Here is a 26,969-nt window from a genome sequence, read left to right as displayed (position 1 = left end):
CCGTCGATTGACGGCGGCGGTCAATCGGCGGCGGCGTTGTCAGTGCCGGGGTGCACCATGAGGACATGAGCGTGCGCATCGACATCGCGGGGCTGCGGCCGGAGAGGATCGCCGTCGTGCCCTCGCCCCTGGCCGAGCTGGGCATGGCGCTGCACGCCCTGTCCGAGCCGGGGCACCACCCGGGTCTGCAGGGCTGGGCGACGGGCGTGACCGCGCGGCTCGACTCGCACCTGGCCGACCGGATGTGCGAGGCCGACTTCCTGTGGCGGACGACGTTCTCGGACCTGTTCATGCCCTTCGCCGGTGTGCCGGGCGGTGACGCACTCCCCGGCGCCACCCTCGCCGAGGATCTGGACCTGCTCGACAAGCTGTCCGACGAGCAGTTCGTGGACGCGGCCCTGGAGTTCACCTGCGCGCTTCCGTACAGCACCGGTGGCGTCTCGGCCCTCGCCGATCCCGAGGCGCGCCGCCGCGCGCTGGACCTGGCCGCCGCGCGGGGGCCGCAGCAGCTGCGGTTCAGCGAGCGGCTGCTGGCCGACCCGCCGCGCATCCGCGGCTGGCTGCGGCAGTTCGCGCAGGACTGCGACGAGGCGTTCTTCGCGGAGGCCTGGTCCCGGCTGCGTCACCAGCTCGCGGCCGACGCCCGGCACAAGACGGAGCTGCTGCGCCGCAAGGGCCTGGCCGAGGCGCTGGCCGCCGTGTCCCCGGCCGTCTCGCTGGACGAGGGCGCCGCGCGGATCACGGTCGACAAGCTGGGCGACGGCCGCTCGGCGACCGGGAGCGGAGGCCTCCTGCTCGTCCCGACCAGCCTGGGCTGGCCGCACCTGATGGTCCTGCACCGGCACGACTGGCAGCCGGTGCTGCACTACCCGGTCGGCTCCCCGGAGCTGGCCTCGCCGCCGTCGGTCGAGCAGCTCACGCTGCGGATGACCGCGCTGTCCCACCCGGTCCGGATGCGGATCTGCCGCCACCTGGCCCGCAGCGCCTACACCACGAGCGAGCTGGCGCAGGCGCACGGCATGACGGCACCGGAGATATCCCGGCACCTGGGGGTGCTGAAGAAGGCGGGGCTGATCACCACCCGCCGCCGCGGCCGGTACGTGCTGCACCAGCTGGACGTGACGGTGGTGGCGCGGCTGGGCAGCGACTTCCTGGAGGGCATACTCCGCTGACCGCGGGCCGATCGGGGCACGGCCGGCCCCGCCGGTCCCTCAGCCCTGCCCGCCGCCCGCCCGCACCAGCCCCGTCTCGTAGGCGAGGACCACCACCTGCACCCGGTCGCGCAGGTCCAGCTTGGTCAGGATGCGGCCCACGTGGGTCTTCACCGTCGCCTCGGACAGCACCAGCCGCGCCGCGATCTCCCCGTTGGACAGGCCCTGCGCCACCAGCACCATCACCTCGCGCTCCCGCTCGGTGAGACGCTGGAGCTCCTTGTGCCGGGGCTCCTGGCCGGTGGCCGGCAGCATCGGCGCGAAGCGGTCCAGGAGCCGGCGGGTGGTCGAGGGCGCGACCACCGCGTCCCCGCTGTGCACGGAACGGATCGCGGCGAGCAGTTCGCCCGGCGGCACGTCCTTGAGCATGAAGCCGGAGGCGCCCGCCTTCAGCGCCGAAAAGGCGTACTCGTCGAGGTCGAAGGTGGTCAGGATCAGCACCTTCGGCGCCGCCGGGTCCACGCAGATCCGGCTGGTGGTCTCGACGCCGTCGAGCTTGGGCATGCGGACGTCCATCAGGACGACGTCCACAGCGGTCGAACGCAGCACCTGGAGGGCCTCGACGCCGTCGCCCGCCTCCGCGACGACCTCCATGTCCGGCTGGGCGGCGAGCACCATCCGGAACCCGGTGCGCAGCAGCACCTGGTCGTCGACGAGCATTACGCGGATCGTCATCGGAGCCTCTTCCATGCGGGTCTTACAGGTGTCAACGCGGTACGCGCGTAAGGGCGCGGTGGTTCAGTGTGCGGGTTTCAGCGGCAGCAGCGCGCTGATGCGGAATCCTCCGCCCGGCCGCGGGCCGGCGTCCAGGGTGCCGCCCACCATGCCGACCCGTTCCCGCATGCCGATCATGCCGTGGCCCTGGCCGTCGAAGCCGCCCTCCTCGTACAGCTCGTGCGGGGCGCCCTTGCCGTCGTCCTCGATGAGCAGACCGAGACCGTCGTCGAAGTAGACCAGCCGCACGCTCGCGCCCGCGTTGGGGCCACCGTGCTTGCGGGTGTTGGTCAGCGCCTCCTGCACGATGCGGTACGCGGTGAGCTCGACGCCGCTGGGCAGCTCGCGCGGTGTGCCCTCGACCTTGAAGTCGACGGGCAGACCGGAGCTGCGGCACTGCTCCACGAGGTCCTCGATCTGCTGGACGTCGGGCTGCGGCACGTACTCGCCGGCCTCCTCGTGCTCGCCGGTGCGCAGCACCCCGAGCAGGCGCCGCATCTCGGCGAGGGCCTGGCGGCCGGTCGAGGAGATGGTCTCCAGGGCCTTCTTCGCCTGGTCGGGGGCGGCGTCCATGACGTAGGCGGCGCCGTCGGCCTGGACCACCATCACGGAGACGTTGTGCGCGACGACGTCGTGCAGCTCGCGCGCGATCCGGGCGCGTTCGGCGGCGACCGCGACCTTGGACTGGGCCTCGCGCTCCTTCTCCAGCCGGGCGGCCCGCTCCTCCAGCTGCGCGAAGTAGGCGCGGCGGGTGCGGATGGAGTCGCCGAGCACCCAGGCGAGGGCGAAGGGCACCGCCTGGAAGACCGTTATGGCGATGTTGGCCCCTATGCCCAGCGTTCCGTCGGCCCAGCGCAGCTGGGCGACGGGGGCAGCGCACAGCCCCACGGCGAGCGCGGTCCGGGAGGCCCAGCGGGCTCCGGTCGCGGCGACGGTGTAGACGATCACCAGGAAGGCGAAGTCGGCCGGGAGCGTGGAGACGTCCAGCGCCAGTTGCCCCACGCCGAGAGCGATGGCGAGCATCAGCATCTTCTCCGGCATCCGCTGCCGCAGCGCGATCACGAGGCACAGCGGGACGGTGAAGACGAGGAGCAGCGCAGTGGTGTCCGTGCCCTCGCCCCGCGGCTGCGGGGCGGTCAGGGACACCAGCGAAATACCGAGCAGGACGAGGGCCCAGAAACAGTCGACCCCGGTCGGGTGTCTGCGGATGAAGTCGTAGAGGCGCTGCACGTAACCCAGCGTAGGGAAGCGGGATAGGTGCAGGGGTCAACCGGAGGGCCGATCCGCAGTCTCCACGCGTACTCCGCAAGGTGGAGGCCCCGTTCCTCTGTACCCCTAGCCTGGGTCTGTGACAGCAGGGACAAGCGGGCTCGAAGGGGCCTGCGAGACGCAGGAGAACTGGCGGGGCTGGCGAGAGGCGGCACAGGACGCCCTCTACGGACCGGCCGGTTTCTACCGCGTCGCGCCCGGAGGACCGGCCGGGCACTTCCGGACGTCCGTCCACGCGTCGCCGCTGTTCGCCGGAGCGGTGGCGCGGCTGCTGTGCCGGGTCGACGAGGCGCTGGGGCGGCCCGCGGCGCTGGACTTCGTGGACATGGCGGCCGGTCGCGGCGAGCTCGTGACCGGGGTGCTGGCCGCGCTGCCCGCCGGTGTGGCCGCCCGTACGCGCGCGTACGCCGTCGAGATCGCCGACCGCCCGGACGGGCTGGACGACCGGATCGAGTGGCTCGCCGAGCCGCCGCGCGGGGCGACGGGGCTGCTGTTCGCCAACGAGTGGCTGGACAACGTGCCGGTGGACGTGGCGGAGGTGGACTCCGCCGGAGTGGCCCGGCGGGTCCTGGTCCGGGGCGACGGGACCGAGCGGCTCGGGGAGGCGGTGGCCGGGGCGGAGGCCCGGTGGCTGGCCCGGTGGTGGCCGCTGGCCGGGGAGGAGGGGCTGCGGGCGGAGATCGGGCTTCCCCGGGACGCCGCCTGGGCCGCCGCCGTCGGGGCGCTGGACGCGGGGCTCGCCGTGGCCGCCGACTACGCGCACACCACGGCCACCCGCCCGCCGTTCGGGACGCTGACGGGCTTCCGGGAGGGGCGTCGGACGCCGCCCGTGCCGGACGGGTCCTGCGACATCACCGCGCACGTGGCACTGGACGCGTGCGCGGCCGCCGGGAAGCGCACTCCGGAGCGCACGCTCCCCGACGCGCTGTCGCGCCCCCAGCGGGAGGTCCTGCGGGCCCTCGGCATCACAGGCGTACGCCCCCCGCTCGCGCTGGCCTCCACCGACCCGGCGGCGTACGTCCGCGCGCTGGCGGACGCCTCCGAGGCCGCCGAGCTGACCGCGGCGGGCGGGCTCGGCGACTTCCGGTGGCTGCTCCAGCCGGTCGGGCCCGTCGACGCCGGGGCCCTACTTGTCGATGTCCCCGACCACGAAGAACAGTGACCCGAGGATCGCCACCATGTCGGCGACCAGGGTCCCGGGCAGCAGCTCGGCGAGCGCCTGGATGTTGTTGTACGAGGCCGAGCGCAGCTTCAGCCGGTACGGGGTCTTCTCACCCTTGCTGACGAGGTAGTAGCCGTTGATGCCGAGCGGGTTCTCGGTCCAGGCGTACGTGTGGCCCTCGGGCGCCTTGAGCACCTTGGGGAGCCGCTGGTTGACCGGCCCGGGCGCCAGCTCGCCCAGGCGGTCCAGGCAGGCGTCGGCGAGGTCGAGGGCGTTGTGCGTCTGCTCCAGGAGGCACTCGAAGCGGGCCAGGCAGTCGCCCTCCGCGCGGGTGACGACCTTCAGCGTGTCCTGGAGCTCGCCGTAGGCCAGGTACGGCTCGTCGCGGCGCAGGTCGAAGTCGACGCCCGAGGCGCGGGCGACGGGCCCGCTGACGCCGTAGGCGTGCACGGCCTCGGGGCTCAGGGCGCCCACCCCGCGCGTGCGCCCCCGGAAGATCTCGTTGCCGAGCACCAGGTCGTCGAAGACGTCCATGCGCGAGCGCACGGCGGCGACGGCACCGCGCGCGCGTGCGGTCCACCCGGCGGGCAGGTCCTCCTTGAGGCCGCCGACGCGGTTGAACATGTAGTGCATGCGCCCGCCGGAGACCTCCTCCATGACGTTCTGGAGGACCTCGCGCTCCCGGAAGGCGTAGAAGACGGGGGTGATGCCGCCCAGCTCCAGCGGGTACGAGCCGAGGAACATCAGGTGGTTGAGCACCCGGTTCAGCTCGGCGAGCAGCGTGCGCGTCCACACCGCGCGCGTGGGGACCTCCATGCCGAGCATGCGCTCCACGGCGAGGACCACGCCCAGCTCGTTCGAGAACGCCGACAGCCAGTCGTGGCGGTTGGCGAGCACGATGATCTGACGGTAGTCACGGGCCTCGAACAGCTTCTCCGCGCCGCGGTGCATGTAGCCGATCACGGGCTCGGCGCGGACGATGCGCTCGCCGTCGAGGACGAGCCGCAGCCGCAGCACTCCGTGCGTGGACGGGTGCTGGGGCCCGATGTTGAGCACCATGTCGGTGCTCTCCGCGGCGCCGCCGATGCCGACCATGGTCTCCGTCGTAGGAGTCATGCACACAGTCTCCCCTACGTACGCTGGCCCCATGGAGACGGGGAGCCCTGACGAGACGGGCGCGGCGGGGACGGCGAGGGCCACGCGGGACGAGCCGGTGTGGACCGGCCTGCCGCCGGGACTGCTGCGCATGCGACGCCTGCTGCTGGTGGTGTGGCTGGGGCTGCTCACTGTTGCCGCGGCCCTGCTGCCCGGCCTGTTCCTGGGACCGGCCTGGGCGTTCCTCGCGCTGCCGCCGCTGGCCCTGGCGGTGTGGGGCTGGGTGATGCTGGAGCGCAACTGGCGCTCCTGGCGGTACGCCGAGCGCGCCGACGACCTGCTGATCAGCCGGGGTGTGCTGTGGCGGGAGGAGACCGTCGTCCCGTACGGGCGCATGCAGCTCGTCGAGGTGACGTCCGGTCCCGTCGAACGGCACTTCGGACTGGCCAGCGTCCAGCTGCACACGGCCGCCGCCGCGACCGACGCGACCATCCCGGGTCTCGACCCGGCCGAGGCGGAACGGCTCCGCGACCGGCTCACCGAGCTGGGCGAGGCCCGATCGGCGGGGCTGTGACGACGCCCGGGGAGGAGGAGGCGGGGCCAACGCCCGGCGCAGGCCCGGCGACGCCTGCCCGGGAGGAATCCGGCACGAGCCCCGAGACCCCCGGAGACGGAATCACCGAGCGCCGACTGCACCCCGTCACTCCCCTGCGGCGGGCGTGGGCGCCGGTGGCCGTGCTGGTCGGGTGGGCCGTGCACGACCCCGACCAGGCACAGCGCCAGCTGACCCGGCTGCCCACGACCCACCTGCTGATCGGCCTCGCCGTACTGATCCCGGCCGCCGCCCTCTACGGCTTCCTGACCTGGTGGTTCACCCACTACGCGGTGACCGACACGGAGCTGCGCATCCGCACCGGTCTGCTCTTCCGGCGCACCGCCCACATCCGGCTCGAACGTGTCCAGGCCATAGACGTCACCCAGCCCCTCCTCGCCCGTGTCGCGGGGGTCGCCAAGCTCAAGCTCGACGTCATAGGCACCGGCAAGAAAGACGAACTGGCCTTCCTGGGCGCCGGCGAGGCCCGCGCGCTGCGGGCCGAGCTGCTCGCCCGCGCCGCCGGCCTCGCGCCCGAGACCGCCCACGAGGTCGGCGAGGCACCCTCCCGGCAGCTGCTGCGCGTACCACCGCGTGTGCTGGCCGTCTCGCTGCTGCTGACCGGCGCCACCTGGGGCACGCTGATCGCCGCCGTCGTCGTACCCGCACTCCTGTGGCTCGCCACCCACAACCTGTGGACGGTCCTGGCGACCGCCCTGCCGCTGCTGGGTGCCGCGGGCGCGAGCAGCGCGGGCCGGTTCGTCGGGGAGTACGACTGGACGGTGGCCGAGTCCCCGGACGGGCTCCGCCTCGACCACGGACTGCTGGACCGCGCGCACGAGACGGTGCCGCCGGGCCGGGTGCAGACCGTGCGGATCGTGGAGCCGCTGCTGTGGCGGCGGCGGGGCTGGGTGCGGGTGGAGCTGGACGTGGCCGGGTCGTCGAACTCCGTGCTGCTGCCGGTCGCCCCGCGCGAGATCGCGGAGTCGGTCCTGGCGCGCGTGCTGCCCGGGGTGGCCGTGCCGGCCGGCCCGGAGCTGTCGCGCCCGCCGCGCCGGGCCGCGCGCTGCAGGCCGCTGTGGTGGCGGGGCTACGGGCTCGCCGTCACCGACTCGGTCTTCGCCGCCCGCTACGGGCTGCTGCGCCGCAGCCTGGCCCTGGTGCCACACGCCAAGGTGCAGAGCGTCCGCCGCACCCAGGGCCCGTGGCAGCGGGCGCTGCGGCTGGCCGACGTCCGGGTGGACACGGGGGCGAACAAGACCGTGACCGCGCGCCTGCGCGACGCCGACGAGGCGGCGGAGCTGCTGCGGGCCCAGGCGGAACGCTCCCGGACCGGCCGCCGGGACGCGCTGCCGGACCGGTGGATGGCCTGAGAGCCTCCGCCCCGCCACGCCCCGTCCGGTCAGGACACGGCGCTGCGCAGCCCCTGCACGTCGATCTGCTCCGTCTCGTCGTGGGCGGTCAGGTCGATCACCTGGCCCACGCCCCGGGACTCCTCGCCGGCCGTCTTGAAGCCCGCCTCCTTCTCCGCCTTGTGCAGGGCGAGGGCCTCCTGGCCGACCACGTCGGCGAGGTCCTCGTTCTGGACGGTCTCCAGGGCCTCGGGCGACGACGACGTGCCGTCCTGGTCGCTCTTGGTACCGAAGAAGTCGAAGCCGCCCTCGACCACGGGGCGCCGCGCCGGGGCCGAGGGTACGACCGCCACCGCGGCCGGCACCGTGTAGTGACCGGTGGCCTGTCCGGTGGGCGCGCCGGGCTGCGCGGGCCGCTCGTCGGGCTGGGCCGTGGGGGAGGCGGCGGCGGTGCGCTCGTGTCCGTCGGCCGCCTCGGGCTGCCCCTGCGCCTCGTCCTCCCGCGCGGTCCCGTCCGCCTCCGCGCGCTCCCCGCCACCGTCGCCGTCATCGCCTCCGCCGTCACCGGAGTCGCCGTCACCGGAGTCGCGGTCGCCGGCGGGCGCGTCCCCGGCGAAACGGGCCAGTGCCGCGTTCGCCCGCAGGAACAACCGGGAGCCCTCGGGAGAGAAGACGGCGGGAACCTCTCCGCCGGCCTCGTCGGCCGCCGTGTCCTCGACCGCCGCCTCCTCGGCCACCGGGGCCTCGTCCGGTGCCGGGCGGGCGGCCGGCAGCGCGGGTGCCTGCGGCACGGCCTCTATCTCCAGCAGCCGGCGGCCCTCCAGCGCGCTGGCCCGCTCGGTCTCGGCGGTGGCGTAACGCCGCAGCAGCGAGGCGTGCTCGTTGCGCAGTCCCGCCAGTTCGGTGCGCTTGGCCCGCAGCCGGTGCTCCAGCTTCTGGCGCAGTTCGCGCGACTCCTCCAGGTCGGACTCCAGTTCGGCGACCCGCTCCTCGTAGCGCCACTCGTCGCTCGCCCGCGCGCGCGTGAGGTCGGCGACCCGCTTGCCCGCCTGGGCGTCCCAGTGCCGCATGACGACCGCGCCGGCGACGGCCGTCACCGCGGCGGCCGCGGCCAGAGCGCGCAGGACCATCGCTTCGCTGAACACCCAGGGACCGAGGGCACAGACGACGGAGACGCCTGCGATCGCCGACGGCGGAAGCAGCCTGTGCAGGGGCGGGGAATGGCGGTGACGTCCACGTGGCATGGCCAGAAACTTACCGCGCGTAGGCGAATCTTGGCGCCCCGCCCCGCAAAAACACAGCCATCTCCGAGGTGTTCACACGCCACCGGGATTCCACAAGGCCGCCGACGACCGAATTACTCAAGATCATTTCCTGACCGCTCACCGATCCGCCCGCTCAGCCACTCCAGCGTCGCGGGAATCTCACGCCGCCAGGTATTGAAGTTGTGCCCGCCGCTTTCCAGGATGATCGACGAGATCCGCGTCGGCTTCCGTTCCTTCACCAGATCGATGAACTTCACCGTGTCGTTGTAGTTCGTCTCACCGGACCGGCTACTGCTCACGAGCAATGAAGTGTCCGGCGCCGGGCGGTTCTTGATGCACCACCACAGGCTGGCCCGGTTCCTCGCCCCCCGGTCCCCTTGGAAGAGGTCGCCCGTGGTGGGATCACTGGGCGCGTCGTAGTAGGCGGACAGCCCGGCCCCCGCTCCGAACACCTCGGGGTGATGCATGGCGAGCTTCAGAGCGCAGTAACCCCCGGTCGAGTTGCCGACGACCCCCCAGCTCCCCCGCCCTTTGGCGACGCGATAGTGCGCGCTCACGGCCTCGGGAAGGTCCTTGGCGAAGAAGGACTCCGTCTGCGGACCGCCCGGCACGTCCACGCACTCGGTGTCGCGCGGCGGCGCCACGGTGGGTCGCAGCATCACCAGAATCATCGGCCGCATCCGTCCCGCCTCGGCCAGGTCGAACGCCGTACGCGGATAACGGAGCTTGTCCACCAGCGCCGAGGCGGTCCCCGGATAACCGGTCAGTACGACGGCGGCGGGAAAGGTACGCGCACGGTGCCGCGCCTGGAAGTACTCGGGCGGCAGATACACGTACGCGGGGGACGCGATCCGCGTCGTACGGCCGACGACCCGTATCTCCTGCACCCGTCCGGCAACCTCCGGGCGCCCCCCGCCCGCCGGTGACACCCGCCGTTCCCCCACGACCCGCAACGGGCCTCGGCCACCCGCCGAGTGATCCACGACCACGCCCTGGCCGTCCACTCGTCCGAACAGGTCGGCCCAGCTCCCGTAGAACCCGAAGGCCTGGTTGGCGGCCAGCCCCACCGCCGCGAACACCGCCACCTGGGTGCCCAACAGCAACCCCACCCGCCCCAGCACGGCCCCTACGCTCCGCCGGCCCAGCCGCGGCCACAGCCACACCGTGCCGGCGAACAGCAGCACGCCGGACACCACCGCCAGCGCCAGCATCTTGTCGCTCGTGAGACCCATGCGTTGCTACCTGCCTGCGCTTTCCCGTGGGGCTTTCCGACAGGCGGAGTGAACCTCTCCACCCGAGACACCGTCCTAGAGGGCGCAATGTCGCCGGATGCCCGAAACGGGCCCGGATCCACGATCTCTCGCAGAACCACAGGTGCGATGTCTGTCAGGACAGATGAGGAAATGTCGGGTGGGGTTCCGGCCGAGTCCACCGGTCTACGACGAATACTGCGCGGCCCCCGCCCGGAGAACGTCCCCCTCCTCGTCGGCCGCGCCTGCGCACTCGTGGGTCTGCTGGACATCGCCGCCGGAGTCTTCCCGCGCTTCCGGCACAGCCGCGTGCACGCCCTCGCCGAGGTCCTCCCCGGCTCCTTCGGACCCTTCGCCGCGGCCCTGTCCCTCAGCGCCGGCGTCCTGCTCCTCCTGCTCGCCCACGGCCTCAAGCGCCGCAAGCGCCGGGCCTGGCGAGCGGCCGTCGCCCTGCTTCCCCTCGGCGCCGTCGCCCAGTTCACCTACCGCCACTCCCTCCTCGGCGTACTCGTCTCCCTCGCCCTGCTCGCGCCCCTCCTGCGCCACCGCGACCAGTTCGCGGCCCTCCCCGACCCCCGCAGCCGCTGGCGGGCACTGGCCAACCTCGTCCTCATGTCCGCCGGGTCCGTCGTCCTCGGCCTGCTCGTCGTCAACGCCCACCCGCACCGCATGGTCGGCGACCCGAGCCTCGCCGACCGCATCACCCACGTCCTGTACGGCCTGTTCGGCATCGAGGGCCCGGTCGACTATTGGGGCAACACCTCCTGGACCGTGGCCTTCTCCCTGGGCGCCCTCGGCCTGCTGACCGCCGTCACCACCGTCTACCTGGCCTTCCGCCCCGAGCACCCCGCGGCCCGCCTCACCGAGGACGACGAGACCCGCCTGCGCGCCCTCCTCGACCGGCACGGCGGCCGCGACTCCCTCGGCCACTTCGCGCTGCGCCGCGACAAGGCGGTCGTCTTCTCCCCCAGCGGCAAGGCGGCCGTCACCTACCGCGTCGTCTCCGGCGTGATGCTGGCCAGCGGCGACCCGATCGGCGACGTGGAGGCGTGGCCGGGCGCCATCGAACGCTTCATGGACGAGGCCCGCGCCCACTCCTGGACCCCGGCCGTCATGGGCTGCTCCGAGACCGGCGGCGAGGTCTGGACCCGCGAGACCGGACTCGACGCCCTCGAACTCGGTGACGAGGCGGTGGTGGACGTGGCAAATTTCTCCCTCACCGGCCGCGCGATGCGCAATGTACGTCAGATGGTCAAGCGCATCGAGCGCGCCGGTTACGAGACCCGCGTACGACGCGTGGCTGACCTTTCCGACGCCGAACTGGACCGCGTCCGCCGCGCCGCGGACGCCTGGCGCGGCACGGACACCGAGCGCGGCTTCTCCATGGCCCTCGGCCGCATCGGCGATCCTTCCGACGGCGACTGCCTGATAGCGACGGCCCACCAGCAGGACGGCGGACCGGGCGAGTTCGGCGACCTCAAGGCGATCCTGCACTTCGTGCCGTGGGGCCCGGACGGCGTCTCCCTCGACCTGATGCGCCGCGACCGCGCCGCCGACCCCGGCATGAACGAGCTCCTCATCGTGGCCGCCCTCCAGGCCGCCCCGAAGCTGGGCATCGCCCGCGTGTCCCTGAACTTCGCGATGTTCCGCGCGGCGCTCGCACGGGGCGAGAAGATCGGCGCGGGCCCGGTGCTCCGTGCCTGGCGAGGTCTGCTGGTGTTCCTCTCCCGCTGGTTCCAGATCGAGTCCCTGTACAAGTTCAACGCCAAGTTCCGCCCCCGCTGGGAACCGCGGTTCGTCGTCTACCGTGCCTCGGCGGACCTCCCCCGCATCGGCTTCGCCGCGATGCAGGCCGAGGGATTCGTCACGCTGACCCTGCCGCGGTTCCTGCGCCGGGGCACGCCGACACGACGACCGTGCCCGCACGGGGTTTCGGAGCGGGGGGCGCGGGCGGCGTAGCGGTGCGCTCCGCGGCCCGGGTCCACAGGTCACCCGGCGTGGGGGTACCGCGGAGGTCCGCCCGCGGAGGTTGGCGCGTCAATGCCCCGCACCTGTTCAAGTGACCGGCTCCGCGCCGTTCCGAGGACGGCCCCCGGCGCGGCCCCGGCCAACAACACCACGCACCGCGCCACCCGCACCCCCACCGAACCCGCACAGGCCGCCGCAGGCACCCACCGGCACCACCGCCGGAAGCACCCGCAGGCACCCCGCCCCACCGCCGGAGGCCTACGCTGAACACATGAGCAAGCAGACCGCCCGCCGCCGCCACCTCGCGGGACTGACCGCATGGGACCGCTGCGCGGTCATGGGAGTCGTCAACGTGACCCCCGACTCCTTCTCCGACGGCGGTCGCTTCTTCGACACCACGGCCGCCATCAAGCACGGCCTCGACCTGGTGGCCGAAGGCGCCGACCTCGTGGACGTCGGCGGCGAGTCCACCCGCCCGGGCGCCACCCGCGTCGACGAGGACGAAGAGCTCCGCCGCGTCGTCCCGGTGGTGCGCGGACTGGCCTCCGAGGGCGTCACGGTCTCCGTCGACACCATGCGCGCCTCCGTCGCCGACCAGGCACTCGCCGCCGGCGCCGCCCTGGTCAACGACGTCAGCGGCGGTCTCGCCGACCCCCGCATGATCCCGGTCGTCGCCGACGCCGGCGCCCCCTTCGTCGTCATGCACTGGCGAGGCCTCCTGGAGGACGGCAACGTCCGCGGCACCTACGCCGACGTCGTCACCGAGGTCGTCGACGAGCTGCGCGCCCGCGTGGAGGCCGTCCTCGACGGCGGCGTCGCCCCCGACCGCGTCGTCGTCGACCCCGGCCTCGGCTTCTCCAAGGACGCCGAGCACGACCTCGTCCTCCTCGCCCACCTCGACCGCCTCCACGCCCTCGGCCACCCCCTCCTGGTCGCCGCCTCCCGCAAGCGCTTCCTGGGCCGGGTCCTGGCCGGCCCCGACGCCGCCCCGCCCCCCGCGCGGGAGCGCGACGCGGCCACCGCCGCCGTCTCCGCCCTCGCCGCGCACGCCGGCGCGTGGGCCGTACGCGTGCACGAGGTCCGCGCCACCGCCGACGCCGTACGCGTCGCCCGCGCCGTCGAGGGAGCCCGGTGAACGCCCCGCACGTAGACGTCGAGCAGGTCGAGGCGGCCAACACCGCCTTCTACGAGGCACTCGAGCAGGGCGACTTCGAGAAGGTCTCCGAGTTCTGGCTCACCCCGTCCGACCTGGGCGTCGACGAGTCGTACCACGACCCGGCCGACGCCGGCGTGGTCTCCTGCGTGCACCCCGGCTGGCCGGTCCTCACCGGCCGCGGCGAGGTCCTGCGCTCCTACGCCCTGATCATGGCGAACACCGACTACATCCAGTTCTTCCTCACCGACGTGCACGTCTCCGTGACCGGCGACACCGCCCTGGTGACCTGCACCGAGAACATCCTCAGCGGCGGCCCCGCCCCCGAGGGCGGCGACGAGCTCGGCCCGCTCGTCGGCCAGCTCGTGGTCGCCACCAACACGTACCGGCGCACGCCCGCCGGCTGGAAGCTCTGGTCGCACCACGCCTCTCCGGTGCTCGCCGAGACCGGGACCGAGGACGAGGACGAGGGTCCCGGGAGCCCGCCCCTGACCGGTCCGGGTGAACCCTGAGCCAAGAAGTGGTTGGAATCACGGACCACGGGGTATGGGCGGCTACCAACCCGTGATCCACCGGGGCCGCCAGGGCAAACGCGGGATGAAACCTCCCGGTGTCCGCCCTCCCCCACACACCCCGTGTCCCGGCGCTGTCGGTGCCCGCGGGTAGATTCGACTGAGGCCGCGGTACCGCCCGCACGTGGTGCGCGCCGGCCGAGACCGACGACTGCAGGAGTGATTCGCGTGGATCGTGTCGCGCTGCGCGGCCTGAAGGCCCGCGGGCACCACGGTGTGTTCCCCAAGGAGCGCGAGGACGGCCAGACCTTCCTCGTGGACATCGTCCTTGGCCTGGACACCCGGCCGGCCGCGGCCGACGACGACCTGGCGAAGACCGTGCACTACGGCGTCGTGGCCGAGGAGGTCGTGGCCGTCGTCGAGGGCGAGCCCGTCAACCTCGTCGAGACGCTCGCCGAGCGCATCGCCCAGGTCTGTCTGAAGCACGAAGGGGTCGAGGAGGTCGAGGTCTGCGTTCACAAACCGGACGCACCGATCACCGTCCCCTTCGACGACGTGACCGTCACCATCACCCGGAGCCGTGTATGAGCGCCCCCTTCACCAAGGGTCCCAGCGACCCGACCGTACAGCCGGTGCCCGCCTCCGTCATCGAGCAGGTCGACGCGGCCGACACCACGCTGTCCAACCCCAAGCGCGCCGTGGTCGCCCTGGGCGCCAACCTCGGCAACCGCCTGGAGACCCTCCAGGGGGCGATCGACGCCCTGGAGGACACCCCCGGCGTGCGCGTCAAAGGGGTCTCGCCGGTGTACGAGACGGAGCCCTGGGGCGTCGCCCCGGACAGCCAGCCCTCGTACTTCAACGCGGTCGTGATCCTCAAGACCACCCTGCCCCCGTCCTCCCTGCTGGAGCGGGCGCACGCGGTCGAGGAGGCCTTCCACCGGGTCCGCGACGAGCGCTGGGGCCCGCGCACCCTCGACGTCGACATCGTCGCCTACGCGGACGTCGTCTCCGACGACCCGCAGCTCACGCTCCCCCACCCGCGCGCCCACGAACGCGCCTTCGTCCTCGCCCCCTGGCACGACGTGGACCCCGACGCCCAGCTGCCGGGACACGGCCCGGTCGCCGATCTCCTGGACGCCGTCACCCGGGAGGGCGTCGCGCCCCGCACCGACCTGGAACTCCGGCTGCCCGAGTAGTCGTTAAGGTCGACAAGGCCGACGGGTCAGGACGACGTGCGGCCGACGAGGCCGACGGCCACGCCGAAGGCCGGCACCGGGGAACCGAAGGGACACGGAACACCGTGAAAGAGTTGCGCATCAGGGTGCTGGTCGGCGTCTTCTTCGTCGCCGGCATCCTGTCCTGGGCGGGCGCCCGCCTGTGGAACTCGATCGGGAGCCTCCCGAGCGTTCCCCTGGCCGCCCCCATCGTTCTCGCCCTGATCGCGGTGATCCTGCTCGCCACCGCGCTCTCGCTGCGCGCCCGCCTGAAGGCCCAGCGGGAGCGCGTGCCGGGCGCCAAGGGCGTCGACCCGATGATGGCGGCCCGCGCCGTCGTCTTCGGGCAGGCCAGCGCTCTGGTGGCCGCCCTGGTCGCGGGGATGTACGGCGGCACGGGGGTCTTCCTGCTGGAGTATCTGGACGTCCCGGCCCGCCGCGACCAGGCCGTCTACGCCGGTCTCTCGGTGGTGGCGGGCATCGCCGTCATAGCGGCCGCCCTCTTCCTGGAGCGCGTCTGCCGCCTCCCGGAGGACGAGGACGACGACCACCCTGGCGCGGCCACGGCGGCCTGACGCCCGACGCTCCCGCCCCCGACGTCGGACCCGGCGGACCGCCCGGTGGGTCCGCTCGGCGTCAGCGGGCCATGATCAGGCTCATCGCCTCGTTGCGCGTCGCCACGTCGCGCAGCTGCCCGCGCACCGCCGACGTGAGGGTCTTCGCGCCGGGCTTGCGGATGCCGCGCATCGACATGCACATGTGCTCGCACTCCACGACGACGATCACGCCGCGCGGCTCCAGGATCTCCATCAGGGAGTCGGCGATCTGCGTGGTGAGACGTTCCTGTACCTGGGGGCGGCGGGCGTAGACGTCCACCAGGCGGGCCAGCTTGGACAGGCCGGTGATCTTGCCGTTCGTCGACGGGATGTAGCCGACGTGCGCCACCCCGCGGAACGGGACGAGATGGTGTTCGCAGGTACTGAACACCTCGATGTCCTTCACCAGCACCATCTCGTCGTGCCCGAGGTCGAACGTCGTCGTCAGCACGTCGTCGGGCTGCTGCCACAGACCCGCGAATATCTCCTTGTACGCCCGCGCCACCCGCGCCGGCGTCTCCCTCAGCCCCTCGCGGTCCGGGTCCTCGCCGACCGCGATCAGCAGTTCGCGTACGGCGTTCTCGGCCCGCTTCTCGTCGAACTCGCCGATCTGGCCCTCGCCGTCCAGCGTCACGGGGTCGGTCATCTGGTGCCTCGTTCCTGGTCCTGTACTGCCGTCGGCATACGGGAATGCCGCGCCCCCCAAGGCTAGAACCTGGGGGGCGCGGCATACATTCCGGGCCTGATGGGGCCGCCGGGAGGGCCGGATCAGCTCTCCGGACGGTCCTCCGGGGCCCGCTCCGGTGCCGGGGCGGGCTCGGCCGTGGTGCTCTTGGCGGTGGAGATCGCCGCCGTGGCTCCGTTGGCTCCGTTCGTCAGGGCGAGCTCCTTGGGGGAGAGCACCGGCGGACGGGTCGACGGCGTACGGCGCGAGGAGCCGGTCCAGGCGGGCCGGGACGGGCGCTTGACGATCTGCGAGAAGATCTCGGCGATCTCCTCCTTGCCCAGCGTCTCCTTCTCCAGCAGCGCGAGGACGAGGTTGTCGAGGACGTCGCGGTTCTCGACCAGGATCTCCCAAGCCTCGTTGTGCGCCGTCTCGATGAGCTTCTTGACCTCCTCGTCGACCAGCGCGGCGACCTCTTCCGAGTAGTCGCGCTGGTGGGCCATCTCACGCCCGAGGAACGGCTCGGTGTTGTCGCCGCCGAACTTGATCGCACCGAGGCGCTCGGTCATGCCGTACTGCGTGACCATCGCGCGGGCCAGGCCGGTGGCCTTCTCGATGTCGTTGGCGGCACCGGTCGTCGGGTCGTGGAAGACCAGTTCCTCGGCCGCGCGGCCGCCCAGCATGTAGGCGAGCTGGTCGAGCATCTCGTTGCGCGTGGTCGAGTACTTGTCCTCGTCCGGGAGCACCATCGTGTAGCCCAGGGCCCGGCCTCTGGACAGGATGGTGATCTTGTGGACCGGATCGGAGTTCGGTGAGGCCGCCGCGACCAGGGCGTGACCGCCCTCGTGGTACGCGGTGATCTTCTTCTCCTTGTCCGACATGATCCGGGTCCGCTTCTGCGGGCCCGCGACCACACGGTCGATCGCCTCGTCCAGCATGTGGTTGTCGATCAGCTTCTGGTCGCTGCGGGCCGTCAGCAGAGCGGCCTCGTTCAGCACGTTGGCCAGATCGGCACCGGTCATGCCGGGCGTACGGCGGGCGACGGCCGACAGGTCGACGTCCGGGGCGACCGGCTTGCCCTTCTGGTGGACCTTGAGGATCTCCAGCCGGCCCTGCATGTCCGGGCGGTCGACGGCGATCTGCCGGTCGAAACGGCCGGGGCGCAGCAGCGCCGGGTCGAGGATGTCGGGCCGGTTCGTCGCGGCGATGAGGATCACGCCGCCCTTGACGTCGAAGCCGTCCATCTCGACGAGCAGCTGGTTCAGGGTCTGCTCGCGCTCGTCGTGACCACCGCCGAGGCCGGCGCCGCGGTGGCGGCCGACCGCGTCGATCTCGTCGACGAAGACGATCGCCGGGGCGTTCGCCTTGGCCTGCTCGAACAGGTCACGGACCCGGGAGGCGCCGACACCGACGAACATCTCGACGAAGTCGGAACCGGAGATCGAGTAGAACGGCACGCCGGCCTCGCCCGCGACGGCGCGCGCGAGCAGGGTCTTGCCGGTGCCGGGCGGGCCGTACAGCAGCACGCCCTTGGGGATCTTGGCGCCGACGGCCTGGAACTTGGCCGGCTCCTGCAGGAACTCCTTGATCTCGTGGAGCTCCTCGACGGCCTCGTCGGATCCGGCGACGTCCGAGAACGTCGTCTTGGGGGTGTCCTTGGTGATGAGCTTGGCCTTGGACTTGCCGAAGTTCATGACCCGGGAGCCGCCGCCCTGCATCTGATTCATCAGGAACAGGAAGACGACCACGATCAGGACGAACGGCAGCAGAGAGAGCAGGATCCCGACGAACGGGTTCTGCTTCGACGGCGAGACCGTGTAGCCGTCGGGGATCTGCTTGTCCTGGTACTTGTTCTGCAGGGTGCCGGCGAGCGTCTCACCCTGGTTGCCGATGTAGCTCGCCTGGATCTTCGAGCTGCCCTCGACCTTCTGGCCGTCCTTGAGCTGAACCTGGATCTTCTGCTCGTCGCCGGTGGTCAGCTTGGCCGACTCGACCCTGTTGTCGTTGATCGCCTGGACAACCTGGCCCGTGTCCACCGTCTTGTAGCCGCCGGACGAGCCGACGACCTGCATCAACACGACCACGGCAAGGACGGCCAGCACGATCCACATGATTGGCCCACGGAAGTATCGCTTCACGTCCATCCACACGGAGCGGTGGCGCCCCGTCCCTCCTGCCATAGTGAGTTTGATAAGACAGTTCTTCTGACGGTACCCCAGCGGGGCGGCCCTCAGCCGCACGGGACCGCTGACGTCCCGTCTGCATGCTCCAACGGCGCGGGGGCCTCCGGGGTTCCCGGCACGCCCCCCGAAACGCCTCGGAACGCGCTACAGGGCCGTGTCAGCCGCCGTAGACGTGGGGCGCGAGCGTACCGACGAACGGCAGGTTGCGGTACTTCTCGGCGTAGTCGAGGCCGTAGCCCACGACGAACTCGTTGGGGATGTCGAAACCGACCCACTCCACGTCGATGGCGACCTTCGCGGCGTCGGGCTTGCGCAGCAGCGTGCACACCTTCAGCGAGGCGGGCTCGCGCGAGCCGAGGTTGGAGATCAGCCAGGACAGGGTCAGGCCGGAGTCGATGATGTCCTCGACGATCAGGACGTGCTTGCCCTTGATGTCGGTGTCGAGGTCCTTGAGGATCCGCACCACACCGGAGGACTGGGTGCCCGCGCCGTACGAGGACACCGCCATCCAGTCCATCGTGACGGGGGTGGACAGCGTGCGCGCGAGGTCGGCCATGACCATCACGGCGCCCTTGAGCACGCCGACGATGAGCAGGTCCTTGCCCGCGTACTCCGCGTCGATCTTCGCGGCCAGCTCGGCCAGCTTCGCGTCGATCTCTTCCTTGGTGATGAGTACCTTCTCGAGGTCGGCACCCATGTCGTTCGCGTCCACCCGCATCACTTTCGGTCGTCCCACCGGCCACTCCGGAGCACCCCGGCGATCCGTGTACGGGATCGGTGGGAGGGTCCGGATTCAGCCTTGCCGAATCACCAGTCTGCCACCCTGCCGCCGGGCGACGACTTTCCCGGGGAGGTTGATGGCTCCCTGACCGCGCCAGCCGGTGATCAGCCGGTCGACTTCCTCGATGTGGCGGGCGAACAGGGCGCCCGCCGGAGCACCGGCGTCGATGGCGGCGCGGCGCAGGATCCGGCGGCGTACGGCGGGCGGCAGGGCGTAGAGCTTGGCGCACTCCAGGACGCCGGAGGCGTCGCGGACGCCGGCCTCGGCCTGGCGGGCCCAGGTGTCGAGGGCGTCGGCGTCGTCCCGGGAGAGCTGGGCCGTCCGGGCGAGGGCTTCGACGACGCCCTTGCCGAGCGCCTTCTCCAGGGCGGGCAGGCCCTCGTGACGCAGCCGGGAGCGGGTGTAGGCGGGGTCGGCGTTGTGCGGGTCGTCCCAGACGGGCAGGGACTGGACCATGCAGGCCTTGCGGGCGGTCTGCCGGTCGACCTGGAGGAAGGGCCGCCGGTAACGGCCGCCGGCCCCCGAGACCGCGGCCATGCCCGACAGGGAGCGGATGCCGGAGCCGCGGGCGAGGCCCAGCAGGACGGTCTCGGCCTGGTCGTCGCGGGTGTGGCCGAGCAGGACGGCGGCGGCCCCGTGGCGGGCGGCGGCGGCGTCCAGGGCGGCGTAGCGGGCGTCGCGGGCGGCGGCTTCGGGCCCGCCCGCGCGGCCGACGGTCACGGCGGTGGCCTCGACGGGGTCCAGGCCGAGTTCGCGCAGGCGCAGGACGACCTCTTCGGCGCGCAGGTCGGAGCCGCTCTGCAGGCCGTGGTCGACGGTGACGCCACCGGCGCGGACGCCGAGGCGGGGGGCCTCGAAGGCGAGGGCGGAGGCGAGCGCCATGGAGTCGGCGCCGCCGGAGCAGGCCACGAGCACGAGCGGCGACGGCGGACGCTCGGGCACGCGCTCGACGGCCGTCGCGGCGGGTACGCCGGCCGTGGTGTTCAGTTCGGTGAGGATGTCGTGGAGGACGCGGCGGACCGCCAGGCGTATCGCCGCGACCGCAGGATGGGGACCCATGTCCGGTGCCCTTCATGAAGTTGTCGGGGGGTGAGCCCGAGGTTCGGTCACGCAGAGTGTGTAGATGGTGACAGAAACGGGCCGTTCCCCGAGCATCGCACGCCTGTCGAGAGCCCACGGTCCCTCGGACGGGTGATTGGAGGGGCGTTCGACTGCCGTCGGCCGGATTCGTTCACGCCCGACCGCCGGGGCTCACGACTCCGGCTTGCGGTGCACCCGCGCGATCCAGTCCGCCGGTTTGGAGATCTCCGCCTTGGTGGGGAGGGTGTTGGGCGAGGTCCAGACGCGGTTGAAGCCGTCCATGCCGCACTCCTCGACGACGGCCCGGACGAAGCGTTCGCCGTCCCGGTACTGGCGGAGCTTGGCGTCCAGGCCGAGCAGCTTGCGCAGCGCCAGGTCGAGGCGCGAGGCACCCTTGGCGCGGCGCTGCTGGAACTTCTCGCGGATTTCCCCGACGCTCGGCACGATCGCCGGGCCGACGCCGTCCATCACGAAGTCGGCGTGCCCCTCCAGGAGCGACATCACGGCGGTGAGCCGGCCGAGGACCTCCCGCTGGGCCGGGGTCTGCACCAGCTCCACCAGCGACCGGCCGCCGTCGTCCTCCTCGCCCTCGGGGCGTCCCCCGGCGAGGGTCTGGGCGGCCTCGCGGACCCGCTCCAGCACGGTCATGGGGTCGACGTCGGTCTCCGAGAGGAACGACTGGATTTCGCCCTCCAGGTGGTCGCGCAGCCAGGGCACCGCGGTGAACTGCGTGCGGTGCGTCTCCTCGTGCAGGCACACCCACAGGCGGAAGTCGTGCGGGTCGACGTCGAGTTCGCGCTCCACGTGCACGATGTTCGGCGCGACGAGGAGGAGCCGGCCGCCGCCGTTGGCCCCCGCGGGCAGCTCGCGGGTGGCCGGGGCGAAGGTCTCGTACTGGCCGAGGACCCGCGAGGACAGGAACGACAGCAGCATGCCCAGCTCCACGCCGGTGACCTTGCCGCCGACGGCGCCGAGCACCGCGTTGCCCGCGCCGCCGCCGCGCCGCTCCTCCATCTTCTCCAGCAGCGGCTTGAGGATCTCCCGGAACCCGGCGACGTTCGCCCGGACCCACCCAGGGCGGTCGACGACGAGGACGGGGGTGTCGTGGGCCTCCTCGGTGGCCAGGCGGGTGAAGCCGCGGACGTGCTCCTCCGAGGCCTTGGCGTGGCGGCGGAGTTCCGCGACGACGGCCCTGGCCTCGTCGCGGCTCACCTCGGGGCCCGGCCGTACGAGCCGGGTCGCGGTCGCCACCGCGAGGTTCCAGTCGACCATGCCGGAGGATGCGCCGATGCTCGTCATTCCTCAACCGTACGTGAGCGCTGCCGCTGGGGGCAGGCTGTGGCGGGCGGCGGGGTGGGACGGGTGCTGGGTGAGGGCGGCACCGGTGCGGGCCGAGGGGTGGGTGCGCGCCCCCGCGCTGACGGGGTGCCGCCGGGCGGGGCGGCGGCCCGCGGCTACGGCGCTCCGGACGCCAGGGCCGTCGTAAGTCGGTCCAGGGCCGCCTGGGCCTCCCACGCGTTCGTCGTGTCCGAGGCCAGGAAGGCGAAGCCCAGGAGTCGGCCGTCGGGGGTGACGACCGTGCCGGCGAGGGTGTTGACGCCCGTCAGGGTGCCGGTCTTGGCGCGTACGACGCCGGCCGCGCCGTCCGTGTAACGGCCGCTCAGGGTGCCCGTGAAGCCGGCGACGGGCAGGCCGGTGAGGACCGGGCGCAGCTCGGGGCGGGACGGGTCGGCGGCCTCGGCGAGCAGGGCGGTGAGGAGGCCGGCGGTGATGCGGTCGGTGCGGTCCAGGCCGCTGCCGTCGTGGAAGCGGGCGCCGCCCACGGGCAGGCCCAGTTGTTCCAGGCGGGCCGTGATCGCCGCCGAGACCCCGTCGAAGTCGGCGCTCTCGCCGCTCGCCACGGCGGTGTGGCGGGCCAGGGCCTCGGCGATGTCGTTGTCGCTGTTGGTCAGCATCCGCTCGACCAGCGCCGACAGCTGGGGCGAGGAGACGGTGGCGAGGGTGTCCGCGCGGTCGGTGGCCTTGGAGGGGCCGGGGGCCGAGGCGGTGATGCCGTGCCGCTCGAGGAATCCGGCGAAGGCGCGGGCGGCGGCGTCGGCCGGGTCGGGCACGCGCGGGGCGGGCCCGCTGGTGGAGTCGTCGGTGCGGGCCTCGTCGGCCATCAGGGCGGTGACGCGGGCGAGGTTCTCGTTGACTCCGATCGGGTGCATTTCCGTGCCGGCGTAGAGCGTCGTGTCGTACGACAGCGTCACCTCGCGCACGTCGCGCTTCTTCAGGGCGGCGGCGGTCTTCTCGGCGAGGGTGCGCAGGCTCGCCAGGCCCCGGGCGTCCTTCCGCGCGGTGAGGGTGGGGTCGCCGCCGCCGACGAGGACCAGTTCGCCGGTGTCGGCCTCCAGGGCGGTGCGGGTGGTCAGGCGGTGTTCGGGGCCGAGGGCGGTGAGCGCGGCGACGGCGGTGGCGATCTTGGTGGTGGAGGCGGGGGTGAGCGCCGTGTCCGCGCCGCGGCCGTACAGGTGCTTGCCGGTGGTGAGGTCCACTATGGCCGCCCCTCGGCTGCCGCCGAGCGCCGGGTCCTCCATCAGCGGTCCGAGGACGTCGGGCAGGGGCGTGCCGCCGGGCACGGCCTCGGCGCCCCGCGGCACTCCGCCCGAGGTGCCGCCGAGCCCCGTGAGGACGGACGGGGCGCTGGGCGCGGGGCGGGGCGAGCCGGACGTCGCACCGGAGCCGTCCGCTCCGCCGCCGTGATCTGCGCCACCCGTGCGCTCCAGGGCGACGGCCCGGTCCCGCTCGGCCGTACGCTGACCCGTGGAGTCCCAGGGGCCGGCGGCGGTCACCACACCGGCGGCCAGTGCCAGCCCGGCGGTGGCGGCACCGGCGGTGTACTGCCAGGTCTTCGGCCTCGTGATCCGGGTGAGCTGCGGCGCCGTGGCCCGTGCGAACCGTGCGACCCGCGGTTTCGCGGCCCGCGCGGCGCGTGCGAGACGCGGTCGGACGGCACGCGCGGCCCGCGCCACACGCGGTCCCGCGGCCCGCCAAGGCCTCAGCTCTGGCACTACCACCAGCCCCTTTCGCGATCACACACCTGCGTGAGGGACACTTAACCACCAGAACTATGTGCTGATCATGGAGGAGCGTCCGGTGGAGTTCGACGTCACGATCGAGATCCCGAAGGGTTCGCGGAACAAGTACGAGGTGGACCACGAGACCGGTCGTATCCGCCTGGACCGCCGCCTGTTCACCTCGACCGCCTACCCGACCGACTACGGCTTCGTCGAGAACACCCTCGGCGAGGACGGCGACCCGCTGGACGCGCTGGTCATCCTGGACGAGCCGACGTTCCCGGGCTGCCTGATCCGCTGCCGCGCGATCGGCATGTTCCGGATGACGGACGAGGCCGGCGGCGACGACAAGCTGCTGTGCGTCCCGTCGACCGACCCGCGTGTGGAGCACCTGCGTGACATCCACCACGTCTCGGAGTTCGACCGCCTGGAGATCCAGCACTTCTTCGAGGTCTACAAGGACCTGGAGCCCGGCAAGTCCGTCGAGGGCGCCGACTGGGTGGGCCGCACCGACGCCGAGGCCGAGATCGAGCGGTCCTACAAGCGTTTCAAGGACCAGGGCGGCCACTGAGCACGCCTCCTGAATCCCTTCCGTAACGGGCCGCACGCGCACGCGTGCGGCCCGTTCACGTTTGGGTGCGCATACTGAGGGCTACAGGAGGGTGTGTCGTACGAGGGCCCAGGGAGCGTTTCGCAGGTGACGGAGGCGGAGGACCGCAAGCCGCAGTCGGACGAGGCGCGCAGTGCCTTCCGGCCGCCCAGCGGCGTCGGCGCGTCGGTCGACGGCGAGTCGTCGACGACGTCCGAGTTCGAGCTCCCGCAGGGACTGGCGGCCCCCCGGCACGCCGTCACGGAGTCCGAGACGACCTCCGAGTTCGCGCTGCCCGAGGGGCTGGACGCGCCGGCGGGAACGCCCGCGGAGACCGAGGGCTCGGCGTTCAGCATGCCGAGCACGTACCACGCGTGGTCGCCGGCCGCCTTCACCCCGGCGAGCGGCTTCCCGGCGGTGAACCTGACGGACGTGCCCTGGCAGGACCGGATGCGCGCGATGCTGCGGATGCCGGTGGCCGACCGGCCCGCGCCCGAGCCGTCGCAGAAGCACGACGACGAGACCGGCCCCGCGGTGCCGCGCGTGCTCGACCTGACGCTGCGCATCGGGGAGCTGCTGCTGGCGGGCGGTGAGGGCGCCGAGGACGTGGAGGCGGCGATGTTCGCCGTCTGCCGCTCCTACGGCCTGGACCGCTGCGAGCCGAACGTCACCTTCACCCTGCTGTCGATCTCCCACCAGCCGTCCTTGGTGGAGGACCCGGTGACGGCGTCGCGGACGGTGCGCCGTCGCGGCACCGACTACACGCGGCTCGCGGCCGTGTTCCACCTGGTGGACGATCTCAGCGACCCGGACACGCAGATCTCCCTCGAGGAAGCCTACCGACGCCTCGCGGAGATCCGCCGCAACCGCCACCCGTACCCCACCTGGGTGCTGACGGCGGCCAGCGGCCTGCTCGCGGGCTCGGCGTCGGTGCTTGTCGGCGGCGGCCTGACCGTGTTCGTCGCCGCCATGCTGGGCTCGATGCTCGGCGACCGGCTGGCCTGGCTGTGCGCCGGGCGGGGGCTGCCGGAGTTCTACCAGTTCGCGGTGGCCGCGATGCCGCCGGCCGCGATGGGGATCGTGCTCACGCTGATCCACGTCGACGTGAAGGCGTCGGCGGTCATCACCGGTGGCCTCTTCGCGCTGCTGCCCGGGCGGGCGCTGGTCGCCGGGGTGCAGGACGGCCTGACCGGCTTCTACATCACGGCCGCGGCGCGCCTGCTGGAGGTCATGTACTTCTTCGTCAGCATCGTCGCCGGGGTGCTGGTGGTGCTGTACTTCGGCGTCCAGCTGGGCGCCAATCTCAATCCCGACGCCCAGCTGGGCACGGGCGACCAGCCGGTCGTGCAGATCGGCGCGTCCATGATGCTGTCGCTGGCCTTCGCGATCCTGCTCCAGCAGGAACGATCCACCGTGCTGGCGGTGACCCTGAACGGGGGCGTCGCCTGGGTCGTGTACGGCGCCATGCACTACGTCGGCGACATCTCGCCGGTGGCCTCCACGGCCGCCGCGGCGGGGCTGGTGGGTCTGTTCGGGCAGCTGATGTCCCGGTACCGGTTCGCGTCGGCGCTGCCGTACACGACCGCGGCGATCGGGCCGCTGCTGCCCGGTTCCGCGACGTACTTCGGGCTGCTGGCGATCGCGCAGAGCGAGGTCGACCGGGGGCTGGTGTACCTGTCGACGGCGGTGGCCCTCGCCATGGCCATCGCCATCGGGGTGAACCTCGGTGGGGAGATCTCGCGGTTGTTCCTGCGGGTGCCCGGCGCGGCGAGTGCGGCGGGACGCCGGGCGGCGAAGCGGACGCGGGGGTTCTAGCGCCGGGGCGCCCGCACAGCCCCCGCGCCGCCGGTGGGACTCAGCGGCCCTGGTTGTAGGGGTACTGGCCGCCCTGCTGGTCGTACGGCTGCTGCGGGTACTGCTGGGCGTACGGCTCCTGGTACTGCTGGGGCGGCTGCTGGTACTGCTGGGGCTGCTGGTACGGGTCCACCCTGCGGAGCTGGGTCGTGGTGTCGTCCATCACCGGATACGCGGGCTGGGGCTGCTGCGGCTGCCAGCCCTGGGGCGCCGCGGGCTGGGGGGCCGCCGCGGCCTGCTTCTTCTTCTTGCGCTCGCGCAGGTACTCGACGGCGATGGGGACGACCGAGACGACGACGATCAGGACGAGGATCGGCTCGACGTTGGTGCGGATGAACTCGATCTGGCCGAGCCAGTAGCCCGCGAGGGTGACGCCCGAGCCCCAGGCGACGCCGCCGATGACGTTGTACGTGAGGAAGGTGCGGTACTGCATGCGGCCGGCGCCCGCCACGATGGGGGCGAAGGTGCGCACGATCGGCACGAAGCGGGCCAGGACGATCGCCTTGGGGCCGTACTTCTCCATGAACTCGTGCGCCTTGTCCAGGTTCTCCTGTTTGAAGAGCTTGGAGTTGGGGCGGTTGAAGAGCTTGGGGCCGAGGAACTTGCCGATCATGTAGCCCACTTGGTCGCCGATGACGGCGGCCAGCACGATCAGGGTGCACACCAGCCACAGCGGCTGGCTGATGTACTCGCCCTGGGCGACGAACAGGCCCGCGGTGAACAGCAGCGAGTCGCCGGGCAGGAACGCGAAGAGTCCGGACTCGGCGAAGACGATGAGCAGGATGCCCGGCAGAGCGAAGGTCTCGATCAGGTAGTCCGGGCTCAGCCACTCGGGGCCGAGCGCAAGCGTGGTCACGGGATTGTGGCTCCTGCTGCTGGGGGGCGGGCGGGACCTGGCTGCCCAAACGTACAACGCAGCCGTCGGGTTCCAGGTTCCAAGGGCTTCCCCGGGGTGCACTGTGACCTTGCCCGGGGAAACCTGAGAACCATGGGTATTGAAGAATACGGCGGCGGACAGGGCCCTCAACCCGAGGTGCTCGTCGTGACCACGAACGACTTGCCGGGCCACCGGGTGCAGGAGGTGCTCGGGGAGGTCTTCGGGCTGACCGTGCGCTCCCGGCACCTGGGGAGCCAGATCGGCGCCGGGCTGAAGTCGATGATCGGCGGTGAGCTGCGCGGGCTCACGAAGACGCTGGTGGAGACCCGGAACCAGGCGATGGAACGGCTGGTCGAGCAGGCACGCGCGCGGGGGGCCAACGCCGTGCTGGCGTTCCGCTTCGACGTGACGGAGGCGGCGGACGTGGGCACCGAGGTGTGCGCGTACGGGACGGCGGTGGGGGGGGGGGGCCGGGGGGGGGCGCGAGGAGGAGACGCGGGTGGCGGGATCGGGAAGGGGGGGGGGCGGC

The 26,969-nt window shown here is 72.4% G+C and carries 24 protein-coding genes and 1 pseudogene; 13 read left to right on the top strand and 12 right to left on the bottom strand.

What is annotated here, in order from left to right:
* Positions 1–65: 65 nt before the first annotated feature.
* Positions 66–1,172 carry a DUF5937 family protein gene (locus ACFW47_RS11620; RefSeq protein WP_386305631.1) on the top strand — a complete coding sequence of 369 codons (1,107 nt, stop codon included), beginning with the start codon at positions 66–68 and terminating at the stop codon, positions 1,170–1,172.
* Between the two features lie 39 nt (positions 1,173–1,211).
* On the opposite strand, the gene ACFW47_RS11615 is transcribed toward ACFW47_RS11620, so the two are convergent.
* Positions 1,212–1,886, bottom strand: a complete 675-nt coding sequence (locus ACFW47_RS11615) for a response regulator transcription factor (RefSeq protein ID WP_073726709.1) — start codon at positions 1,884–1,886, stop codon at positions 1,212–1,214.
* Positions 1,887–1,949: 63 nt separating this feature from the next.
* Positions 1,950–3,155: a sensor histidine kinase gene (locus ACFW47_RS11610; protein WP_386288386.1), complete on the bottom strand. Its 1,206-nt coding sequence runs from the start codon at positions 3,153–3,155 to the stop codon at positions 1,950–1,952.
* A gap of 118 nt (positions 3,156–3,273) precedes the next feature.
* On the opposite strand from ACFW47_RS11610, the gene ACFW47_RS11605 reads away from it, so the two are divergent.
* Entirely contained in the window at positions 3,274–4,356 is a 1,083-nt protein-coding gene (locus ACFW47_RS11605) for an SAM-dependent methyltransferase (protein ID WP_386305630.1), read from the top strand.
* Here ACFW47_RS11605 and ACFW47_RS11600 read toward each other — a convergent pair.
* Positions 4,321–5,472: an NADH-quinone oxidoreductase subunit D gene (locus ACFW47_RS11600; RefSeq protein WP_386288382.1), complete on the bottom strand. Its 1,152-nt coding sequence runs from the start codon at positions 5,470–5,472 to the stop codon at positions 4,321–4,323. The two genes, ACFW47_RS11605 and ACFW47_RS11600, sit on opposite strands and share 36 nt — an antisense overlap.
* A 31-nt stretch (positions 5,473–5,503) precedes the next feature.
* Between ACFW47_RS11600 and ACFW47_RS11595 the strand changes: the two genes are divergently transcribed.
* Positions 5,504–6,025, top strand: a complete 522-nt coding sequence (locus ACFW47_RS11595) for a PH domain-containing protein (protein ID WP_386288381.1) — start codon at positions 5,504–5,506, stop codon at positions 6,023–6,025.
* On the top strand, positions 6,022–7,416 hold the full coding sequence (locus tag ACFW47_RS11590; RefSeq protein WP_386305629.1) for a PH domain-containing protein: 1,395 nt from the start codon (positions 6,022–6,024) through the stop codon (positions 7,414–7,416). The genes ACFW47_RS11595 and ACFW47_RS11590 overlap by 4 nt, the downstream gene beginning before the upstream one ends.
* Positions 7,417–7,445: 29 nt before the next feature.
* Here the strand turns inward: ACFW47_RS11590 and ACFW47_RS11585 are convergent, their stop codons facing one another.
* Both ACFW47_RS11585 and ACFW47_RS11580 read right to left on the bottom strand, forming a co-directional pair.
* Entirely contained in the window at positions 7,446–8,639 is a 1,194-nt protein-coding gene (locus ACFW47_RS11585) for a hypothetical protein (RefSeq protein WP_386305627.1), read from the bottom strand.
* 113 nt (positions 8,640–8,752) lie between these two features.
* Complete coding sequence (locus ACFW47_RS11580) at positions 8,753–9,892, bottom strand: alpha/beta hydrolase (RefSeq protein WP_386288375.1); 1,140 nt, start codon at positions 9,890–9,892, stop codon at positions 8,753–8,755.
* Between the two features lie 171 nt (positions 9,893–10,063).
* Here ACFW47_RS11580 and ACFW47_RS11575 point away from each other — a divergent pair, with 171 nt between their 5' ends.
* The 6 genes from ACFW47_RS11575 to ACFW47_RS11550 all read left to right on the top strand — a co-directional run bounded on the left by ACFW47_RS11575 (position 10,064) and on the right by ACFW47_RS11550 (position 15,332).
* Positions 10,064–11,869, top strand: a complete 1,806-nt coding sequence (locus tag ACFW47_RS11575) for a phosphatidylglycerol lysyltransferase domain-containing protein (RefSeq protein ID WP_386305625.1) — start codon at positions 10,064–10,066, stop codon at positions 11,867–11,869.
* A 280-nt stretch (positions 11,870–12,149) separates the two neighbouring features.
* Positions 12,150–13,013 (top strand): dihydropteroate synthase, encoded by an 864-nt coding sequence (folP, locus tag ACFW47_RS11570; protein ID WP_386305623.1) that lies wholly within the window; start codon positions 12,150–12,152, stop codon positions 13,011–13,013.
* Entirely contained in the window at positions 13,010–13,543 is a 534-nt protein-coding gene (locus ACFW47_RS11565) for a nuclear transport factor 2 family protein (RefSeq protein WP_386305622.1), read from the top strand. Before folP ends, ACFW47_RS11565 begins: the two co-directional genes overlap by 4 nt.
* A gap of 228 nt (positions 13,544–13,771) precedes the next feature.
* On the top strand, positions 13,772–14,131 hold the full coding sequence (gene folB, locus ACFW47_RS11560; RefSeq protein ID WP_386288368.1) for a dihydroneopterin aldolase: 360 nt from the start codon (positions 13,772–13,774) through the stop codon (positions 14,129–14,131).
* Positions 14,128–14,739, top strand: coding sequence for a 2-amino-4-hydroxy-6-hydroxymethyldihydropteridine diphosphokinase (folK, locus tag ACFW47_RS11555; RefSeq protein ID WP_386288366.1), 612 nt, complete (start codon positions 14,128–14,130; stop codon positions 14,737–14,739). Before folB ends, folK begins: the two co-directional genes overlap by 4 nt.
* 104 nt (positions 14,740–14,843) lie before the next feature.
* On the top strand, positions 14,844–15,332 hold the full coding sequence (locus ACFW47_RS11550; protein WP_386288365.1) for a DUF3180 domain-containing protein: 489 nt from the start codon (positions 14,844–14,846) through the stop codon (positions 15,330–15,332).
* A gap of 61 nt (positions 15,333–15,393) precedes the next feature.
* Here the strand turns inward: ACFW47_RS11550 and folE are convergent, their stop codons facing one another.
* The 6 genes from folE to dacB form a co-directional block, all read right to left on the bottom strand.
* The gene (folE, locus tag ACFW47_RS11545; RefSeq protein WP_386288364.1) at positions 15,394–15,999 is read right to left on the bottom strand and encodes a GTP cyclohydrolase I FolE; all 606 of its coding nucleotides are present in this window, start codon (positions 15,997–15,999) and stop codon (positions 15,394–15,396) included.
* Between the two features lie 122 nt (positions 16,000–16,121).
* Positions 16,122–18,161, bottom strand: coding sequence for an ATP-dependent zinc metalloprotease FtsH (gene ftsH, locus ACFW47_RS11540; RefSeq protein WP_386280285.1), 2,040 nt, complete (start codon positions 18,159–18,161; stop codon positions 16,122–16,124).
* Between the two features lie 196 nt (positions 18,162–18,357).
* Positions 18,358–18,897 (bottom strand): hypoxanthine phosphoribosyltransferase, encoded by a 540-nt coding sequence (hpt, locus tag ACFW47_RS11535; RefSeq protein WP_229831030.1) that lies wholly within the window; start codon positions 18,895–18,897, stop codon positions 18,358–18,360.
* 96 nt (positions 18,898–18,993) lie between these two features.
* Positions 18,994–20,040 (bottom strand): tRNA lysidine(34) synthetase TilS, encoded by a 1,047-nt coding sequence (gene tilS / locus ACFW47_RS11530; protein ID WP_386305620.1) that lies wholly within the window; start codon positions 20,038–20,040, stop codon positions 18,994–18,996.
* A gap of 192 nt (positions 20,041–20,232) precedes the next feature.
* Positions 20,233–21,360 (bottom strand): zinc-dependent metalloprotease, encoded by a 1,128-nt coding sequence (locus ACFW47_RS11525; RefSeq protein ID WP_386279494.1) that lies wholly within the window; start codon positions 21,358–21,360, stop codon positions 20,233–20,235.
* Positions 21,361–21,515: 155 nt separating this feature from the next.
* A complete protein-coding gene (gene dacB, locus ACFW47_RS11520; protein ID WP_386305618.1) occupies positions 21,516–23,075 on the bottom strand; it encodes a D-alanyl-D-alanine carboxypeptidase/D-alanyl-D-alanine-endopeptidase in 1,560 nt (519 codons plus the stop codon).
* 124 nt (positions 23,076–23,199) lie between these two features.
* Here dacB and ACFW47_RS11515 point away from each other — a divergent pair, with 124 nt between their 5' ends.
* Both ACFW47_RS11515 and ACFW47_RS11510 read left to right on the top strand, forming a co-directional pair.
* On the top strand, positions 23,200–23,691 hold the full coding sequence (locus ACFW47_RS11515) for an inorganic diphosphatase (RefSeq protein ID WP_007452023.1): 492 nt from the start codon (positions 23,200–23,202) through the stop codon (positions 23,689–23,691).
* 126 nt (positions 23,692–23,817) lie between these two features.
* Positions 23,818–25,524 (top strand): threonine/serine exporter family protein, encoded by a 1,707-nt coding sequence (locus ACFW47_RS11510; RefSeq protein ID WP_386279499.1) that lies wholly within the window; start codon positions 23,818–23,820, stop codon positions 25,522–25,524.
* A gap of 40 nt (positions 25,525–25,564) precedes the next feature.
* On the opposite strand, the gene ACFW47_RS11505 is transcribed toward ACFW47_RS11510, so the two are convergent.
* A complete protein-coding gene (locus ACFW47_RS11505) occupies positions 25,565–26,419 on the bottom strand; it encodes a DedA family protein (RefSeq protein WP_386305616.1) in 855 nt (284 codons plus the stop codon).
* Between the two features lie 132 nt (positions 26,420–26,551).
* Between ACFW47_RS11505 and ACFW47_RS11500 the strand changes: the two are divergent.
* Positions 26,552–26,899, top strand: a pseudogene (locus tag ACFW47_RS11500) (YbjQ family protein); the annotation flags it as partial.
* Positions 26,900–26,969 lie beyond the last annotated feature (70 nt).

It is taken from the genome of Streptomyces sp. NPDC058796 (assembly GCF_042745235.1).
Classification (GTDB): domain Bacteria; phylum Actinomycetota; class Actinomycetes; order Streptomycetales; family Streptomycetaceae; genus Streptomyces.
Note: the sequence above shows the minus strand (reverse complement) of the source record. Positions and strands in the feature narration are given on the sequence as shown.

What these genes read in the sequence shown, in the direction of transcription:
- ACFW47_RS11620 (WP_386305631.1), top strand. Translation starts at nt 66, where the DNA reads ATGAGCGTGCGCATCGACATCGCGGGGCTGCGGCCGGAGAGGATCGCC.
- ACFW47_RS11615 (WP_073726709.1), bottom strand. Translation starts at nt 1,886, where the DNA reads ATGACGATCCGCGTAATGCTCGTCGACGACCAGGTGCTGCTGCGCACC.
- ACFW47_RS11600 (WP_386288382.1), bottom strand. Translation starts at nt 5,472, where the DNA reads ATGACTCCTACGACGGAGACCATGGTCGGCATCGGCGGCGCCGCGGAG.
- ACFW47_RS11595 (WP_386288381.1), top strand. Translation starts at nt 5,504, where the DNA reads ATGGAGACGGGGAGCCCTGACGAGACGGGCGCGGCGGGGACGGCGAGG.
- ACFW47_RS11585 (WP_386305627.1), bottom strand. Translation starts at nt 8,639, where the DNA reads ATGCCACGTGGACGTCACCGCCATTCCCCGCCCCTGCACAGGCTGCTT.
- ACFW47_RS11580 (WP_386288375.1), bottom strand. Translation starts at nt 9,892, where the DNA reads ATGGGTCTCACGAGCGACAAGATGCTGGCGCTGGCGGTGGTGTCCGGC.
- ACFW47_RS11575 (WP_386305625.1), top strand. Translation starts at nt 10,064, where the DNA reads ATGTCGGGTGGGGTTCCGGCCGAGTCCACCGGTCTACGACGAATACTG.
- folP (WP_386305623.1), top strand. Translation starts at nt 12,150, where the DNA reads ATGAGCAAGCAGACCGCCCGCCGCCGCCACCTCGCGGGACTGACCGCA.
- folK (WP_386288366.1), top strand. Translation starts at nt 14,128, where the DNA reads ATGAGCGCCCCCTTCACCAAGGGTCCCAGCGACCCGACCGTACAGCCG.
- folE (WP_386288364.1), bottom strand. Translation starts at nt 15,999, where the DNA reads ATGACCGACCCCGTGACGCTGGACGGCGAGGGCCAGATCGGCGAGTTC.
- ftsH (WP_386280285.1), bottom strand. Translation starts at nt 18,161, where the DNA reads ATGGACGTGAAGCGATACTTCCGTGGGCCAATCATGTGGATCGTGCTG.
- hpt (WP_229831030.1), bottom strand. Translation starts at nt 18,897, where the DNA reads ATGGGTGCCGACCTCGAGAAGGTACTCATCACCAAGGAAGAGATCGAC.
- tilS (WP_386305620.1), bottom strand. Translation starts at nt 20,040, where the DNA reads ATGGGTCCCCATCCTGCGGTCGCGGCGATACGCCTGGCGGTCCGCCGC.
- ACFW47_RS11525 (WP_386279494.1), bottom strand. Translation starts at nt 21,360, where the DNA reads ATGACGAGCATCGGCGCATCCTCCGGCATGGTCGACTGGAACCTCGCG.